Origin of the sequence: Anaerosolibacter carboniphilus (assembly GCF_014205875.1) — a bacterium.
GTDB lineage: Bacteria > Bacillota > Clostridia > Peptostreptococcales > Thermotaleaceae > Anaerosolibacter > Anaerosolibacter carboniphilus.
Map to the genome: position 1 here is coordinate 1 of NZ_JACHEN010000055.1, position 18,886 is coordinate 18,886.

Annotated in this window: 13 protein-coding genes, 1 pseudogene and 1 riboswitch; of the genes and pseudogenes, 1 reads left to right on the top strand and 13 read right to left on the bottom strand. The window is 40.6% G+C overall.

Annotated elements, in window-relative coordinates:
* Nucleotides 1-148 precede the first annotated feature (148 nt).
* The 10 genes and pseudogenes from HNQ80_RS24780 to larC all read right to left on the bottom strand — a co-directional run bounded on the left by HNQ80_RS24780 (nt 149) and on the right by larC (nt 10,966).
* Nucleotides 149-1,762 (bottom strand): putative manganese-dependent inorganic diphosphatase, encoded by a 1,614-nt coding sequence (locus HNQ80_RS24780; RefSeq protein ID WP_184313811.1) that lies wholly within the window; start codon nt 1,760-1,762, stop codon nt 149-151.
* A gap of 184 nt (nt 1,763-1,946) precedes the next feature.
* Nucleotides 1,947-2,171: a hypothetical protein gene (locus tag HNQ80_RS24785; RefSeq protein WP_184313813.1), complete on the bottom strand. Its 225-nt coding sequence runs from the start codon at nt 2,169-2,171 to the stop codon at nt 1,947-1,949.
* Between the two features lie 96 nt (nt 2,172-2,267).
* Nucleotides 2,268-2,852 (bottom strand): LysM peptidoglycan-binding domain-containing protein, encoded by a 585-nt coding sequence (locus HNQ80_RS24790; protein WP_184313815.1) that lies wholly within the window; start codon nt 2,850-2,852, stop codon nt 2,268-2,270.
* 104 nt (nt 2,853-2,956) lie between these two features.
* Nucleotides 2,957-3,889, bottom strand: coding sequence for a phosphotriesterase family protein (locus HNQ80_RS24795; RefSeq protein WP_184313817.1), 933 nt, complete (start codon nt 3,887-3,889; stop codon nt 2,957-2,959).
* A gap of 80 nt (nt 3,890-3,969) precedes the next feature.
* On the bottom strand, nt 3,970-4,905 hold the full coding sequence (locus HNQ80_RS24800; RefSeq protein ID WP_184313819.1) for a helix-turn-helix transcriptional regulator: 936 nt from the start codon (nt 4,903-4,905) through the stop codon (nt 3,970-3,972).
* 14 nt (nt 4,906-4,919) lie between these two features.
* Nucleotides 4,920-5,537 carry an HAD family hydrolase gene (locus HNQ80_RS24805; protein WP_184313821.1) on the bottom strand — a complete coding sequence of 206 codons (618 nt, stop codon included), beginning with the start codon at nt 5,535-5,537 and terminating at the stop codon, nt 4,920-4,922.
* A gap of 139 nt (nt 5,538-5,676) precedes the next feature.
* Complete coding sequence (locus tag HNQ80_RS24810) at nt 5,677-6,195, bottom strand: transposase (RefSeq protein WP_184313823.1); 519 nt, start codon at nt 6,193-6,195, stop codon at nt 5,677-5,679.
* A gap of 185 nt (nt 6,196-6,380) precedes the next feature.
* The gene (gene guaA, locus HNQ80_RS24815) at nt 6,381-7,916 is read right to left on the bottom strand and encodes a glutamine-hydrolyzing GMP synthase (protein WP_184313825.1); all 1,536 of its coding nucleotides are present in this window, start codon (nt 7,914-7,916) and stop codon (nt 6,381-6,383) included.
* A gap of 92 nt (nt 7,917-8,008) precedes the next feature.
* Entirely contained in the window at nt 8,009-9,469 is a 1,461-nt protein-coding gene (guaB, locus tag HNQ80_RS24820) for an IMP dehydrogenase (protein WP_184313827.1), read from the bottom strand.
* A gap of 124 nt (nt 9,470-9,593) precedes the next feature.
* A riboswitch (purine riboswitch) is annotated at nt 9,594-9,695 on the bottom strand.
* A gap of 69 nt (nt 9,696-9,764) precedes the next feature.
* A pseudogene (gene larC / locus HNQ80_RS26760) lies at nt 9,765-10,966 on the bottom strand (nickel pincer cofactor biosynthesis protein LarC).
* Between the two features lie 84 nt (nt 10,967-11,050).
* Here larC and HNQ80_RS24835 point away from each other — a divergent pair.
* Nucleotides 11,051-11,233: a hypothetical protein gene (locus HNQ80_RS24835; RefSeq protein ID WP_184313833.1), complete on the top strand. Its 183-nt coding sequence runs from the start codon at nt 11,051-11,053 to the stop codon at nt 11,231-11,233.
* A gap of 120 nt (nt 11,234-11,353) precedes the next feature.
* Here HNQ80_RS24835 and HNQ80_RS24840 read toward each other — a convergent pair whose 3' ends face one another.
* The 3 genes from HNQ80_RS24840 to HNQ80_RS24850 all read right to left on the bottom strand — a co-directional run bounded on the left by HNQ80_RS24840 (nt 11,354) and on the right by HNQ80_RS24850 (nt 18,826).
* Entirely contained in the window at nt 11,354-14,791 is a 3,438-nt protein-coding gene (locus HNQ80_RS24840) for a pyruvate carboxylase (RefSeq protein ID WP_184313835.1), read from the bottom strand.
* Nucleotides 14,792-15,027: 236 nt separating this feature from the next.
* On the bottom strand, nt 15,028-16,551 hold the full coding sequence (locus HNQ80_RS24845) for an HAL/PAL/TAL family ammonia-lyase (RefSeq protein ID WP_184313837.1): 1,524 nt from the start codon (nt 16,549-16,551) through the stop codon (nt 15,028-15,030).
* 22 nt (nt 16,552-16,573) lie between these two features.
* The gene (locus HNQ80_RS24850; protein ID WP_184313839.1) at nt 16,574-18,826 is read right to left on the bottom strand and encodes a xanthine dehydrogenase family protein molybdopterin-binding subunit; all 2,253 of its coding nucleotides are present in this window, start codon (nt 18,824-18,826) and stop codon (nt 16,574-16,576) included.
* Nucleotides 18,827-18,886: the final 60 nt, after the last annotated feature.

An 18,886-nucleotide genomic window follows, 5' to 3' on the forward strand; every position in this document is an offset into this window, starting at 1 on the left:
CTTTTTTTAATGGGATAATATTCCACGTATGCACTTTAAGCCTAAAACCCCCATATCACATGGAATAATCCATGCAATCTGAGGGTTTTAAATTGATCAAGATTAAATATTTTACTTAATGCAACACTAGAACGCCTAAGGGCGCTTTTTATTTCAACATCTTTAACGCATCTGAAATTTTAGGCAGAATTTGTTTTTTACGGGACACCGTATCTGGTACGAAAATTCCCTGAACAGGCTCTACGCCAAAGGCAACAACCAACGAACTCAGGTTCATGCACTGGTAGAGAAGGTAGGAGCCATTATTGACAATATCTGTAATCACCAAGAGGGTCAAATAATAGTTATTGTGATGATGTACTCTGTCAATAAAATCAATAAATTGTTCTTTTCGATTGAATACATCTTCAATATCTAAGGTAAACACTTGCCCAATACCCACTTTGACTCCTTCCAGTTGAAATTCTTTGAAATCCTTGTAGAATACCTCTTCAATGCTGTACCCCTCTAAAGAAGTCCCCGCCTTAAACATCTCCATCGAGTAAACTTCTAGATCTAAATCCAATAATTTATTCAATTCTTCTACGGCGTTTTTGTCCCAATCAGTAGTCGTAGGGGACTTCAACAGCAATGTGTCTGAAATGATCCCTGACAATAAGAGTCCAGCAATTTCCTTAGGAATCTCCTCTCTATTCTCTTGAAAGAGATGATAGATGATGGTACAAGTACTTCCTACTGGCATATTTCTAAAGCTAATGGGCATGGAGGTAGAAATATCTCCAATTTTATGATGATCTACAATTTCTAAAATTTCTGCTTCTGATAATCCCTCAGCACTTTGGGCATATTCATTGTGATCCACCAAAATCACTTTCTTCTTTTTAGGATTAATGATATGTCTCCTCCCGATGAATCCCAAGAATCTTTGCTCATGATCGATCACTGGAAAATTTCTAAAGGCTGTATTGATTAACTCGTCCTTCACCTCTTCAAGATATTCGTCTTCATGAAACTGAATGACTCCTTGTATCTTCATGATGGAAGCGATATAATTGCACTGATTAATCAGCTTTGATGTGGTAAAGGTATCCATGGATACGTTGATAATACTTACACCCTTTTCTTTCGCCGAATGGATGTACTGGCTGGGCAATGCCTTTCCTCCCGTAATGATGATTAGCTTCACCCCTGCTTCAATGGCATTTTCAATAATTCCATAACGGTCTCCCACAATAATAATATCCTCTTGATGCAAGGTTCCCCGAATACTCTCATGGTAAAAGGCCATTACCTTAATACGTCCTTGTATTTCCTTTGCACCTTCCACTAAGACCTCGCCCTTTAAATCTTGGGCAATATTTTCCAAAGAACTCTCCAATTGATAGAAATCTCCTTTGATCAAACCCATGGCAATGTCCTTCATGGTCACAATACCTGCCAACTTTCCTCCCTCATCCACGATAGGCAGTGTTTTTAAATTCTTTTCCTCCATCAGCTTATAAGCATAGAGAATAGATGCCTTTGGAGATATTCCTTCTACCTTATCGTAATCTAAATCCCTCAACTGAATCTTCACATTTTTTAATAGGGTAGGTACTGATCCACCAAAATAGTCCAATACAAATCTTGATTCTTTATTTAAATTTCCTAGTATACAAGGAGTGGTACGGTTGCCTAACCTGTTTTTCAAGTAGGAAAAGGCAATAGCTGAAGTAACAGAATCTGTATCCGGATTCCTATGTCCAAATATCAAAATAGGCATGATGACTCTCCTTTATTGTTTTCTTAATCTATTATTATAACAGAGATCTGTGAATTTTGGTAAAGTATACTTTAAATATTTTATATTCTTCCCAAGTATTTATTCCAATTCAAAAAGCCCAGAGGGGCTTCTCTGGACTTCATAAAAAATTTAACCTGCACATATTGAGAAGAATATATTTAGATTACCGCTTCTTCGGATGCATACATCCACAATCATGTTTGTCTGCTTTCATAGTTGGTGCCTTCATATGCTGGCCTACACTGTATTTCCTTGGCACATAATCATATTCATTTCCTGCTGGTCTGTAATGGGGTGGCTCTGGATAAAACACTGGTACCCGATCCATCGGTTTTTTTATTGGACTTACAGCAGGAAGCGTTTTGGATTTTAAGCACTTTTTTTCCATACATGTCACACTCCTTTCTTTTTCAATACAAGCTATGTCGACAACAACCGAAGTGTGACAAGCTAAGGACATATTTTCTCAAAGGTATATTGACAGTTAGAATCGACTGAACGCTCCCTCAAGGACGACCAGATCCCCAGGCGGTGGCTCAGGCCCCTCCGTCACGTTGGCACTGATTGCAACTTTAACATTTCTTGGTATTTCTGCTATGTCTTCTGGTGTCAGGTCAATGGTGGCTGCCCATGTATTAGGTGTTTCAGGAACTTTGTGAAGGGGTTTGTTCAAAGCTCTATTATCCGTGGCGGTGGCATAGATGAGATAGGCTTGATATTGTTTATAGCTGGGTCCCAATTCTTTTAACCCAGGTAAAACAGCTATGATGCTTACAGATTTCTCATAGGCTGGTGTTTTACTTACCATTGCAGAGCCGCTGGCTGTAGGGAACTTTTCGTTAACAGACCGTAACATCACGCTATAGGGTGAAAACTTTATTTTTGGAATACATAGTATATCCCCAGGCACAATCAGATTTGGATGAGGTATATGGGGATTTGCCCCAATCAGCTGATTTAAATCAACTTGAAAGCGCCTGGCAATTTGGTACATCATATCCCCGGGTCTTACCGTATACCGAACGGCATCCACTGGACAATTTACCGGTTTCCTTGGAAACATAACCATCCTTTTCAACTCCTTATATGAACGAATTCTTTCTACTAATCATATGATTTGAAAATGATGTTTAGTATCCATAAAGTTGATTATTTGCATTGTAAAATCTTCTCCTAGAAATCATAAAACTCCCCAGGATTTTTACAAATAATCGTATCCAATATAGCAGGTGAAATCCCTTGGGCAATACAATAGGGAATGAAATCCGTAAAAAAAGATGCACAGGGATGTTTCTCCCCATGGGCCATAATCTCTTCATAGAAGTCATAATCTTGGGAGAGCAGAATCTGACCTTCAAAACCACCATTGACCGCCTCCTTGATAAAAGCTAAATTTTCTTCAAAGGCATTTGCCTTAATCATATCCAAGCCTAGCCAGATGCCAAGGTCTAGTGCTCTATATATGACATCGCTGTTTTTTTCATTAAGGGTGTGGGCCCATAGAAACTGTTTAAAGTTCGCTTCTTCCTTTTCCAGTAAATCCATGACTTCTTCAGCCAGTTCCGCTTCGAGAATATGACAATGAATAGGTATTCCTACTTGTTTATTTGTCATGATTGCAGCACGAAGCAGTTCTCTATCCACATCAGACAATGCCCCCCTTCTGAGAAGTAACTTTATATGTCCAGGTTTAATTTTAACGCCATCAATGGTATCAAGCCCAAACTCAAAATCTTTAATCCATTGTCCAGCTAACTGTTCAGCATACCTTTCACTGTGAATCCTATAGACATACGCTGGCAAGTTGTGGCCAGTACAAGGGATAATGTTTATCCCAGACGCCATAGAAAGCTTCCTTAAGAGTTTTACATTTTGTCCGCCAATTGGTGGTGAAGCCTCCACAATAGATCTACATCCAGAATCATATAGTTTTTGTAAAACAGGTAGTAATGCATGAAAAGCTTCCTCAATTTTCACGTCATCATATTTTCGATCAAAGTAAAGTTGATTGGCATAGTTTTCATCGGTTTCCCATTTGAAGTGTTCATGACATAATGTAGCCTCCATTTGATCCTTCGTTATTGGACCATCCACTGTATAGATCATATTCTCACCCCTTCTTTATTTATATACCTATTATAATAAAGAAACTCTGACATAAACCTGTCAGAGTTCTAAAAAATACTTTAAATATATCTATTGCATAATTCACGGATTAACGCTCTTATGTGTTCTTTATATGCTTCTGGTCCAAGGAGCTTGATATCGTAAGGATTACTCAAAATAAGGTTTGTAATGTCCTCCTCATACTTCGATAAAACTTTAATATTCATTTTTTCACCATCGATTAGCACTGTACAGTTTTCCATATAAAAATTCTCTTTGATCAATCGATACAGAGGTTTACTTATTTCAAAATGATATTCTTTAAAAGTGAATTTATCACTGGCGCTTTGGATAGGTTTCTCTAAATAAGTATTCAACTCATCCATAAGTTCAATTTTGTCAATTCGATCCAGGCGAAAGGTTCTTTTTTCTGAGCGCTTATGACAAAAGCCTGATAAATACCATCCACCGTCACTATAAAATAATTTTGTTGGTGATACCTTTCTTTCTGTCATTTCTTCATTTACTGGTGCATAGTAGGTAATATAAATATTTTTCCCCTCCATAAAACTCTCCAGTATTGTTGGTAACACCTTATCCGAATAGTCTTTTGGTAAAACTCTATCCACATGAAATGAAACATGCTTGAATAATTGATTGACTTTTGTCCGATCTGCCTCCCCTAATACATTGATGATTTTTGATCGAAGCAGTTGGTATTCGCTGCCCATGTTTGGAATCTTCATTTCCCGTCCCACATTTAGTACCATTAATAGCATGATGACTTCCTGCTCTGTCAGCTGGATACTTGGAATGAAATAACTCTTATCAATTTCATATCCTCCATTTTTTCCTTCGTAAGAAATCAACGGAACCTTCAATTGACATAGGGCATCTATATCTCGATAAATGGTTCTTTCACTTACTTCAAGTAGTTCAGATAACTCCTTGCAATTTAGCTTTCCCTTTTCTTTAAGAGCATATATGATTCCGTTAAGTCGTTCTGTCTTTTTCATTCCCACTCATTCCTTTAAAATAATTTCAGCAGATCATCAAAGCGATCGATGACATGATCAAATTCAATGACCTCACCAAACCCGTATCTTGCATAGACAAAGGGAATACCCGCATGTATTGCAGCCTTTCGATCACCTTCTGTATCGCCAACATAGACAGGTTTTTTTAAATTATTTCTATCCATAATCAGCTTTATATTTTCTCCCTTGGAAAGCCCTGTCCTTCCGGGATTCTCAAAATCTGTAAAATAGTTTTCTAGCTTATGATACTTTAAAAACACTTCTATATAGCCACATTGGCAATTACTTACGATAAATAACTTATATTTTTGCGAAAGTACACGAAGCACAGCCTCTAAGTGGTCGTACAATATTCCTCCTTGTTTCTCTATGTATCCACATTCTATTTCACAGCATTTTTTTAATATCTCCTGTTGTACATCTTCCCCTACGCTAGGAAATAACTTCCTGCCGATTTCTTTGACTTGAAGTCCCATAATGCTTTTTAAATCTTCTTTTGTTATTGGGTTTTCTATCTCTTGATATCCCTCTACAACCTCATTCCATGCCATCAATACCACATCCGTAGAATCCCATAAGGTTCCATCTAAATCAAAAATAATGCTGTCCATATCAAAAACCTCCCTTTTTTTCTTCAAAACAATAAGTAGGAACAATCCTACTTATCACTTTAAATTATATTCGATTGAATCAAGAATATTTTTTCCTAGTTTTTCATATTCAAGATTCCCAATATACAAAATAAGCAAATTAAGTAAAATATTTATCTTCATTCCATTTCAATGGATTTGTCTGTATATACTCCCAGATTTTTTGATATTCCTTTTCACTTCTAATAATATGATCATAATAACCTCGTTGCCATACATTCATGTTTTTATTTTCAGAATGGATCTGTTTTGCCGTGTTCATTTTTAAATATCCCACCATTTTCGACAACAATGATCTTTTTGGTAGGGGCGATTCACGAATCGCCCGTTCTTCTGATATCACAGCAATCATGTGAAGATGATTCGGCATAATAATATAATGATCAATATGAACATTGGAAAAGCGTAATGATAGGTTTTCTATTATTGATTTTACAATAACTCCATTTGTATTTAATTTCATTGGCGACAATTCGGGTGATTCGTGAATCACCCCTACAATTTCTCCAAATAGGGGTAATCTATTGTGTGTACAAATGGTAATAAAATAATAACCATTTTGAGAATAATCATATCCCTTTAACCTAATATTTTTACGACAAGATATATCTTGGAACATCTCTATACCACCTCATCCAATATAAATGCTCCCTATCCTCTCTACTGAAAAAATAATCTAAACTAAATAATTCTTCTATATGACCTATAAATTTCCTTCAAAAAATAAATAAACGGCCTAGGTTTCTTGGATTCTAATTAAACCTAGACCGCCTCTATTCTTTTCAACTAATATTTAAATACCATCTACTCCCACTCAATGGTTGATGGTGGTTTGCTGGTAATGTCATAAACAATTCTGTTTACATTATCTACTTCATTTACGATACGATTTGAAATCTTCTCCAGCACTTCATAAGGGATTCTCGCCCAGTCGGAAGTCATACCGTCGGTGGATGTGACGGCGCGGATCGCTACAGTATGGCTATAGGTTCTCTCATCTCCCATTACACCAACACTGCGGATATTTGGCAGAGCCGTGAAGTACTGCCAGATGTCTCTGTGAAGTCCTGCTTTTCTAATCTCATCTCTTAAGATCGCATCGGATTCTCTGACGATATGGAGTTTATCCTCTGTAATTTCTCCAAGTACACGAATCGCTAATCCAGGTCCTGGGAAAGGTTGTCTCCATACGATTTCTTCTGGAATGCCTAGTTCTTCCCCTACTTTTCTTACCTCATCCTTAAACAACTGACGTAATGGCTCAATCAAAGAGAATTCCATATCCTCTGGAAGTCCACCCACATTGTGATGACTCTTGATGACTGCCGCTGTATCGGTGCCGCTTTCAATCACATCAGGGTATACCGTTCCCTGTACAAGGTAATCCATTTTTCCTAATCGATTGGATTCTTCCTCAAATACCCTGATAAATTCTTCTCCAATAATCTTTCTTTTGGTCTCCGGATCCGAAACACCCTTTAATTTACCCAAGAATCGATCTGCCGCATTCACACGAATCAAATTCATATGGAATTGATTTTTAAAGGTCTCTTCTACCTGATCCCCTTCATTTTTTCTTAGCAATCCATGATCTACAAAGATGCAGGTAAGCTGATCACCGATAGCCCGATGAACAAGAACCGCAGCTACAGAAGAGTCTACGCCACCAGAAAGGGCACATAGTACCTTTTTGTCTCCTACCTTCTCCTTGATCTCTTGAATGGTTTTTTCTGCAAAGTCATGCATATTCCAGTCTCCAGTGCATTCACATACCTCATAGAGGAAATTACGAATCATTTCCCTGCCTTTTTCACTGTGCTCTACCTCTGGATGGAATTGAACTGCATATAGTTTCTTTTCTTTATGTTTCATGGCAGCTACCGGACAGTTATCTGTCGTAGCTGTAATTTGAAAGCCCTCAGGAGCCACCTCAATGAAGTCTGTATGACTCATCCAGCACTTTGAGTTATTCTCCACCCCATGGAAAATCCCTTCACGATCCATGAGACTTAACTCTACACGTCCATATTCCCTGGAAGAAGCTCTGTTTACCTTGCCGCCAAACATCTGTGCCATCAGCTGACCACCATAGCAAATGCCTAGGATAGGAATGCCCAATTGAAAGATTTCTTGCTCACAGGTAGGCGCATGCTCTGCATATACGCTGGCAGGTCCACCTGTAAAAATGATGCCTTTCGGATTTTTAGCCTTGATCTTTTCAACGGATGTATGATAAGGAACTACCTCGCAATAAACATTTTGTTCCCTTACACGTCTTGCAATCAACTGGTTATACTGGCCACCAAAATCAATAATCAAAATCAACTCTTGTGGGTTCATGTTTTTCCTCCTTGTAGGGGTTAGTGGTTAACGGTTAGTGGTTAGTAGTTTTTCCACCACTAACTTCTAACCTCTAACTTCTAACCGATTTTTTACTCACTTACACTATAATTTGGTGCTTCTTTGGTAATGCTGATGTCATGGGGATGACTTTCTCTCAATCCAGCTGCTGTAATCTTGATAAACTTGCCATTTTCTTTTAAATCCTTAATGGTTGCCGTACCACAGTAACCCATACCAGATTTTAACCCACCAATGAGCTGATAGACAATCTCTTTCAACGCACCTCTATAAGGCACTTTACCTTCTACTCCCTCAGGTACAAACTTCTTCTCATTTTCCTGGAAATATCTGTCCTTGCTGCCACAGGCCATGGCACTTAAAGAACCCATACCTCGATATACTTTAAAACTCCTGCCCTTATAAATCACCATCTCTCCAGGACTTTCCTCTGTACCTGCAAACAATGACCCGATCATACACACATCGGCTCCAGCTCCAATAGCCTTTGGAATATCTCCTGAATATTTAATGCCCCCATCTGCGATAATGGGAATATTATATTTTTTCGCTGCTTCGGCACAATCGTAGACGGCTGTCATCTGAGGCACCCCAATCCCTGCCACTACCCTAGTGGTACAGATAGATCCTGGCCCTATACCTACCTTTACTGCATCTGCCCCCGCCTTGATTAAATCTTCTGTGGCTTCTGCCGTAGCTACATTTCCTGCAATAACTTGCAAATCAGGATAAACAGTTTTGATGCGTTTTACCGCTTCCAACACCCCTTGGGAGTGACCATGGGCTGTATCGATGACAACCACGTCTACGCCTGCCTTCACCAAGGCTTCTGTCCGTTCCAGCATATCTCCTGTGGCCCCAATGGCGGCACCTGCCAGGAGTCTCCCTCTTTCATCCTTGGCTGAATTCGGATATTGGATTGCCTTTTCAATATCCTTGATGGTGATGAGGCCTTTTAAATAACCTTGATCATCCACAATCGGCAACTTCTCGATTTTTCTGCTCTTTAAGATTTTCTCTGCTTCCATCATGGAGATTCCTTCTTTGGCCGTTACCAAATTTTCTTTGGTCATGGCATCTTCAATCTTCTTATTCAGATCCCCTTCAAAGCGAATATCTCTATTCGTTAAAATCCCTACTAGCTTTCCAGCTTGATCTGTAATCGGTACCCCAGAAATGCGATATCGTTCCATTAATTCTAAAGCATCGGCAATTACATGTTCCGGCGACAGATAAAAAGGATCCACAATGACTCCGTGTTCACTTCGTTTTACTTTGTCGACCTCCAGCGCTTGTCTTTCTATGGACATATTCTTATGAATAATCCCGATGCCGCCTTCTCTGGCCATTGCGATGGCAAGTCTTGCTTCCGTAACTGTATCCATACCTGCACTCATAATCGGAATATTTAGCTTGATTTTCTTGGTCAATCTTGTCTTTACATCTACGTCCTTAGGCAGTACGCTGGACTTCTGGGGAATCAATAACACGTCATCAAAGGTTAAGCCTTCTTTTACTAATTTACCTTCCATATGGATCCTTCCTTTCTTCATTTGTCCGGTATTAGTTTCTAGTATATAATTTCCTTTTTCAAATTAAAAAATCCATGTAATAATTTGAGTGAAATTATTACATGGATGCAAAAAACAATAGGAAATCCACGTCAATTCCACTCATAGTCAGACAATTCACGGTCGTCTGGTAGAGACATTCGGGCCATATTCCCAAACATATATGAGGGTTGATTCTTTATATTTTTATATAACTTATCAAATATAAAATCCCTTGTCAATACAGATTCAAGGGATTTCATATAGTCGCAATATTCTACATACTTTCCAGGTACTTTTTCATGGCATATTGCACATCTTCATAAACCTTTCTTAAAGGTATACAAAAGCTTTCTGCGATTTCCTTACAGTCTCGGAATTCTGGTGCATATTTGAGGATCTTGCCTCCCATAAAACCTATCTTCATGGCTACGACTCCATACTTTGTGCGAATACGAAGCACCTTTCTTTCCAAAGCACTTCGATTCACCTCATAGTTTCTGATCCCCAAGGTAGTAGTTTCCATAAAAATCAGCTTTTCCAGCGCATCCTTCTTTTCCAGCTCACATAATACCGACAATATGATACCCGGTCTATTCTTTTTCATGATGATGGGTATCATAAAAACATCCAATGCCCCTGCTTCTAAAGCCTTTTCGATCACATACCCATAGATCTCAGGATTCATATCATCGATGTTACATTCCAGCATCACTAAACTACTTTTTTCGTTTTTTTTTCCCCTAAATAAACCCGCAGTACATTTGGAATATCTAAATCCTTCTTTCCTAACCCATAGCCGATTCTTTCCAACTCCATGGCAGGTACATCTCCAAAACCCTCACTTAGGGCCTTTACGATGGCTGCACCTGTTGGCGTAACCAGTTCTGTCTCAATCCCTTTATTGTAAATAGGCGCACCTTTTAAAATCTCCAAGGTAGCAGGCGCTGGAACAGGAAACACCCCATGGGCACAATGGACAAATCCAGTCCCCACATGAAGGGGTGACGCATATACCTCGTCCACACCCAGAAGATCTATGCATATGGCAGCACCTACGATGTCAATAATAGAATCGATGGCGCCCACCTCATGGAAATGTACCTGATCCAAGGGCTTTCCGTGAATCTTAGCTTCAGCCTCAGCCACCAATCGAAAAATATTCTTGCTCATGACTTTCACAGAGTCCTTTAATCCGCTATCATCAATGATTTTCTCCACATCAAATAGATTGCGATGGTCATGATGATGGTGATGCTCTCCATGATCGTGATGGTGATCGGTCAAATGAACATGAAAGTTTGTACCTGTAATACCCTTTTTCATCGACTTATCCATTTCTAGTTCATATCCATGAACATGGAGCTTCTCGATTTCATTTATAAATTGCTCTTGATCTACACCCAGATCCAATAGGGCGCCAATGGTCATATCTCCACTGATGCCTGCAAAACAGTCAAAATATAATATTTTTTTCATTCCAAATTCCTCCAGATTTTCATTTATATGTATGTACGGGCATATATTAAAGTGTTATGATAAATATAGAAAGGAGTTGATAGGATGAATATGCTTGGTTATGGTTTCCCATTAGTTGGCGGCCTTTTCTTTTTATTTTATCTTGGAATTATGATTTACATGATCTATCTTTTCCATGTGCTTGCCACATCCAACAAAAAAATTGCAGAATCTATGGAAATTCTTGTGAACAAAATCGATAAACTCATCCATCGTGATTCACAATAATTGTCCAACTCCCTATTCTTAAGTTTATCCAAATCAGGGAATGAATTCAACTACATAATTTTTTAGATGTTAAATCAAAGATGCCAGCATCGATCACTTCTATGCTGACATCTTTTCATATTATTTTAGTTGTAACAACAATTCTCCCGATTTTACCTGCTGTCCTTCATTTACCAAAATAGCCTCTACCACGCCAGAGGCAGCGGCTGTCACATTGGTCTCCATTTTCATGGCCTCAATGATCATCAAGGTTTGATTTTCTTGGACTTCCTCTCCTACCGTCACAAAGACCTTAGCTACTGTTCCAGGAATGCTCGCTCCTACCTCCATATTATTTGAAGGATCTGCCATGGTGATGGTATTTGTATTCAAGCGAACTTGGCTTGCTTTGTCAGCGATGGCAATTTCTCTTCGATTGCCATTGACTTCAAATACAAGCTGACGGTTACCCTCTTGATCCACCTTTCCGATTTCCACCAACTTAATGATCAATGCCTTTCCTTCGGCAATCTCTACTTCACAAGTCTCTCCCTCATACAACCCATGGAAAAAGACATCGCTGCCCATACGGCTTAAATCCCCATATTTGCTGATATAGGTCAAGTACTCCTCAAATACCTTAGGGTATAGGGCATAAGCTAATATATCCTTCTTCGTCGCCACAATATGGAACTTCTCATTCAGATGCTTTTCGATTTTCGTAAAGTCCTCTGACGCCAACAATTCTCCTGGTCTAGCAGTAATATGGGCTTCTCCTTTTAGTACCAACTTCTGCAGTTCTTCCGGGAATCCACCCATGGGCTGCCCCATAAGACCTTTAAAATAATCTACCACAGAATCAGGAAATGCCAAATCTTTTCCCTTCACGTAAATGTTCTCTGGGGTCAAATCATTTTGTACCATGAAGATAGCCAAATCACCGACTACCTTGGAAGTAGGTGTTACCTTTACAATATCCCCCAACATTTCATTGGCTTTCTTAAACATCTCTTTTACTTCGTTAAATCGATGGCCTAATCCAAAACTTTCCACTTGAGGCTTTAGATTGGAGTACTGACCTCCTGGGATCTCATATTTATAGATCTCTGTCGTTCCAGATTTTAGACCTGATTCAAACTGCTCGTATACAGGTCTTACATCACTCCAATAATCTGAAAGCTTTTGCACATCCTTTAATCGGATTCCTGTATCCCTTTCGGTATTTTCCAAAGCCGCCACGATGGAGTTCAACGCTGGCTGACTCGTTAATCCTGAGAAACTATTTAACGCTGTATCCACGATGTCTACACCAGCCTCTGCTGCCATCAGAATCGTTGCCACCCCATTACCGCTGGTATCGTGAGTATGAAGATGAATCGGGATCGATATTTCATCCTTCAATGCCTTGATCAGCTTTGATGCTGCATAGGGCTTCAATAGACTGGACATATCCTTGATCGCCAGGATGTGGGCGCCACTCTTTTCAATTTCTTTTGCCATCTTCACATAATAGTCTAAGCTATATTTGTCCTTCCGCTCATCCAAAATATCCCCTGTATAGCACATACATACTTCAGCGATTTTTTCATTTTTCAATACCTCATCAATGGCCACTTCCATCCCTTTTAACCAGTTCAAAGAGTCAAAGATTCTGAAAACATCGATACCACTGTTGGCAGATTCCTTGATAAACTCTCGAATCACATTATCGGGATAATTTCGATAGCCTACTCCATTGGCACCTCGCACCAACATTTGGAACAAAATATTTGGGATCTTCTTTCTCATTTCTTCTAGCCGAACCCATGGGGATTCCTTTAAAAATCTATATGCCACATCAAAGGTAGCACCACCCCACATTTCTAAAGAGAACAGATCCTGTCCCAGGATAGCTGTATCCTTGGCGATCTTCAGCATATCCCTTGTTCTCACCCTCGTCGCCATCAGAGATTGATGGGCATCTCGCATGGTGGTATCCGTGAGCAATAGTCTCTTCTGCTCCTTTATCCAATTCACAACACCCTCTGGGCCCTTTTCGATCAACAACTGCTTTGTTCCGTGAAGTGAAGGGGGCATTGGCGTTTTTGGGACAATCGGTACATCAAAGTCCTTCTTCAGTCCCTTTGTTTCATTTACTACCTTCTCTCCGATATACTGAAGCACCCGAAGTTCTTTGTCTGCCTTGGGTCGAATAGCAAAAAGCTCTGGATGGCTCGCTAAAAATCCTGTATCACATTCACCCTTTAAGAATTCTTCGTGATTCAATACGTTAATCAAAAATGCTGCATTGGTCTTGACGCCGGCTATGGTTAGCTCTTTGATGGAACGAATGGCCTTTTTCGCCGCATCTTCAAAGGACCTTGAGTATGCAACCGTCTTTACCAGCAAGCTGTCATAATAAGGACTTACAACAGATCCAGTAAATCCGTTACCTCCATCTAGACGAATCCCAAATCCTGAGCCTGTTCGATAGACATCAATTCTACCCGTATCTGGGGCAAATTGGTTGGAAGGATCTTCGGTGGTTACTCGACATTGGATGGCATATCCTCTTGGTTTGATATCCTCCTGAGAAGTTATACCGATTTCAGGAGAATCAAGAGGATACCCCTGGGCAACCAAAATTTGACTCTGTACAATATCAATGCCCGTCACCATTTCAGTCACCGTATGCTCCACCTGTATCCGAGGATTCATCTCGATAAAATAATGGTTCCCATGGGTATCGACTAGAAATTCAATGGTTCCTGCGTTCTTATAGTTCACTGCCCTAGCAATTTTCAAAGCATCGTTACAGATTTCCTGTCGCTTTTCTTCAGATATAGAAAAGGCTGGTGTATACTCTATCACTTTCTGATGTCTTCTCTGGATAGAACAATCCCGTTCATAGAGATGGACTATATTACCATGGGCATCTCCCAGAATTTGTACTTCAATATGCTTCGGTTTCTCAAGATATTTCTCCACAAAGATATCATCAATGCCAAAGGCCTTTTTTGCTTCGTTTTTTGCGCTCTGGAATTCCTTAAGCAGCTCACTTTCTTTTCTTACGATTCGCATACCTCTGCCACCGCCGCCGGCTGCAGCTTTCAATATCACAGGATATCCGCACTGTCTTGCTGCATGCAGCACCTCTTCCTCAGAAACAACGGCTTTTTCTACCCCTGGAATCGTGGGTACCCCCCACTCCTTGGCAACAATTTTGGATTTAATCTTATCACCTAATTTTTCCATCATTGTATAATGGGGTCCGATGAACACGATCCCTGACTCTTCACATTTCCGGGCAAACTCTGGGTTCTCTGAAAGAAACCCGTAGCCAGGATGGATGGCATCTACGCCTTTTTTCAAGGCCAAGCTGATAATTTCATCGATATTTAAATATGCTTCGATAGGTCCTTTGTTTTTTCCAATCAGATAAGATTCATCAGCCTTTGTTCGAAACAAAGCACATTGATCTTCCTTGGAGTAGATTGCTACTGTTCGTATGCCCAACTCATGGCAAGCTCTGAACACCCTGATGGCAATCTCACCACGATTTGCCACCAACACCCTTTTAAACTTCGTATGTTGTTGCATTGCCTCTTCCTCCTATTTCTGTATACTTTATTGTATATTTATTAATGAAATTTAATATTTAACGTTCATTATATCTTATCCATTTTGTAATTTCAATAATATCAATAAATTAATTTAACTCCATATATAATGGAAAAAGACGATCCTCTACGGTGAGGACCGTCTAATGTTGAGATACAGTTCGATATATATAATTTCTTGAGCCACTACCTTATTTATGTATCTTCAATCTGAGTCTATATTTGCTCCAATGCCCTATTTACAGCTTTTAGAAGTTTTCCTGACTTTAATAATACATAAGCCTTCTTGATATCTATCGTAAGATTTCGATCCTCCTCTAAGAAAGGAATCTCTGACCGAATAGCTTCATAAGCGGCCTTAGTGCCGATGCCCAACCGAGTAGCCTTTCGTAGATCAATGGCTTGTGCTCCGTGAATTGCCTCTATCGCTAATATATAAAAGAGGTTATCTACTATTTTTCTTGTCTTTTCAACTACCAGTGGTGAGTTGTTGGCGTGATCCTCAATTTCACCTGCTAAAGAAAAATAATCTACCGTACAAGGGTTTGAGAGGTGACGAATTTCTGCGTCCAATGCTGTAAAGGTCTTTTGTATGGTACCATAGGCGATAACCCTGGTATCTGCTGGTGTGAGGAAACGGGATAACCCTGTAAATCGAGGTGTTCCTAGCTTGATGATTCGATAGCAAGCATTTCGTGATAAATGGCTTAAGGCGATACCTAGCATTTCGAAGCCAAGAACCCAAGTGGTAACCTCATAGTTTGAGCAAGAAATCATTCTGCGCTCCTCCATCAGCAGACAGGGATTATCATCTGATGAGTTCAATTGAATGTCCATATATTTTATCACATAATCCAACGCATCCCGTACAGAACCATGGACCTGACAGGATCCTCTCAGGCTCAGTGGATCTTGTAGGGCATCGGATACCCCTGGCAGCCAAAGATAGCTTCCTTCTAAGTATTTCCTCACCCTCTCCGCCGTATGAGCTTGCCCAGGGAAGGGCCGTACCTTATAGGCAGCTTCCTCTAAAGGAGATACATTGCCTTTATAGCCTTCCAGTGTTAAAGCATACATCATATCAGCAATATTGATTAAATCTACTGCATCCTTTAGGATGATCGCACCTTTTCCAGCTGCCAAAGCATTGGAGCTTACGATGGCTAATCCATCCTTTGGCCCCAAAGCAACGGGCGAGAGTCCAGCCTTTTCTAATGCTTCCCTTGCGCCCATCCGAATCCCCTGATAATCAACTTCACCTTCTCCGATCATAGCAAGTCCTATGTGAGAGAGACAGGTAATATCAGCTTCTCCAACAGACCCTCTTTCTGGAAGTACTGGGTGGATGCGATGGTTTAGCATATCCTTATACATAGTCACAATAGCTGGCTGAATACCTGTACAGCCTACCAGCAATGTGTTTAGCCGCACCAGCAGTACTGCCCGTACCACTTCTTCACTGGCCTCAGGCTCCACAGCCACACAGTGGGCTAAAATCAAGTTTCGATTGTATTCTTGATAGTATTTCGAAACAATGTGACGGTCTTTGTTTAATCCTACACCTCGATTAAAACCATATACTGGCACATCGCTCTCTGCCAGCTCATAGACCAATCTTCGTCCCGCTTCAATTCGTTCCATGGCTTCCAGGCTTATCTCTACCTTCACATATTCTCTGGCCACAGCCGTCACAGCTTCGATGGTCAGACTGCTCCCATCCAGCATCAATGTTCTCTCCATATCCCCATGACCTCCCCTTAAATCATTCAATTGTTCTCTTGCCCATAATGGCCGCCAGCACTTTTTCAGGTGTGGCGGGCAGCGATGTGATCCTGGTGTCCAAAGCATGATTGATGGCATTGATCACTGCAGGTGTGATAGGCACCGTACTGATTTCACCGATGCTCTTTGCCCCAAAGGGCCCAAGTTCTTCTCCCTCTTCCACCAATAGAATATCTACATCTGGCATATCTGGTGCATTGATCATATGATATTTGCTCAAGCTGTCACCCGTAATCCTGCCCTTTCCATCCACATGTATTTCCTCAGATAGAGCAAGACCGATCCCCATCTGTATGGCGCCTCGGATCTGTCCCTCCACAAAACCCCGATTGATGGCTTTTCCAATATCATAAACAGCTAATGCCTCTACTACCTTTATTAAGCCCGTATAGGTATCTACCTCTACCTCAACAAAGTTTACCCCATAGCTGGCAGGATTGCCTGGGGATTGATAGGTATGGGATACAAAAATATCCTCTTGAAATTGGTGTTGAATTTTTAGAATCATTTCTCCATACTTCAATTTATTTCCTTCATTTGTCTCACGCCAAATCATCCCGTCTTCCATCCTGACTTCACTCTGCTTACACTGTAGGATCCTTGCAGCAAAGGCAATAAATTTTCCCTTGGCCATCTCCGCCACCTTTCTGGCGCAACCCCCACAAACGAAGGTGACACGGCTTGCCTGGGTTCCTGCAGAATCATAGGGGCTTACTTCCGTATCCCCCTCTGGAGCATAGATTTTACCTATCTCTATGTCCAAAACCTCGGCCACGATTTGTTTTATAGAGACAATGGTTCCACAACCTAAATCGTGGAGCGCTCCGTTTAAGAAGATTTCTCCATCCTCATTCATTCGTAATGTCATGGTGATAAAATCAGGATAAGCACCATGATATCCATTTCCATGGGTGGCACAAGCCATTCCAATTCCCCTTGCATACCTGTCCTTATCCTTTGCTCTCCCCCATCTCTCTCTCCACCGAAATACCTCTGCCCCTTGTATAACACAGTCAATAATCCTTGCATTTCCTAAATCTGGGCCTCCGACAGGGTCCTTGTCATAAGGATGTACAAGGTTTCTCAAGCGAAGGTCTAGGGGATTCATCTTTAATACCCTAGCTACAGAATCTAAATTAATCTCTGTTAGGGCATGAATTTGAGGAGATCCATATCCCCTACAGGCCCCTCCGATAGGAGTATTCGTATACACCATTTTTCCGACAAATCGTTGATGCTTTATGTCATAAAGGCGAAATGCTTTTTTCCCCATGGCCAAAGTTACAGCCATTGCATTGGTATAGTAAGCTCCCGTATCCACCAGCATCTGAATATCCCTGGCAAGAATGTTTCCATCCCCATCAACGGCCGTTTTCACCTTTCCAATGGTTGCTGTCCTTGTTCTGGTTCCAATAATGCTTCCCCTTCGATCCAACTGAAGCTTCACGGGTACACCAAGGGCATGGGCAAGAAACGCTGTGATTGGTTCCAGCACAGGCTGGCCTTTTCCGCCAAAGGACCCACCCGTTGGCGTTTTTATCACCCGAACTTTGTTTAATGGCAGTTCCAAAATCTCTGCCACCAATAGCCGAACCTGGTATACTACTTGGCAGGGAGTCCAAATGGTAATTTTTCCATAGGAATCTATGGCCGCAAGACAAACATGGGTTTCCATGGCACCATGGTGTACCTTCTGGGTTTCCACCCGATCCTCAACCACGAAGGGTGCAGCTTCCATTTCCTTTTCTGATTCGCCACAGCGAATCTCTTTGCTGCCTATTTGATAACCTATACTCCCATAGGCCTTTTCAGGATGGATCAAAGCAGGTTGTTCTTCATAGATGATCTCTATCAAATCGACAGCCTGCTCTGCTGTCTCCTGATCTTTTGCCACCACAGCACCAATACGGTCCCCCACAAAGCGTACTTCTTGGGTAAACAGCACCTCATCCTTTACAAGTTCCTGCCCAACATACCATTGATGGGAATTGTATTTGGTATCTGGAGAATTCTGATAGGTAAAAATCTCGATGACCCCAGGCAGTGCTTTGGCCTTAGATATGTCAATATCCTTGATTTTACCATGAGGTATACTGCTAAGAATCAAATTGCCATAAACCATCCCCGGCATTTCCATATCTCCAGTATATTTTATTTTACCTGTAACCTTTTCTCGAATGTCATGGAGCGGCAGTGTTTTCCCTTGTAATATATAGTTAGATGGATTATCCATTTTCTATCTTAAAAAAGTCCGAATAATCATGTCAGTGGGTATATAAATCTGGAAGGATAT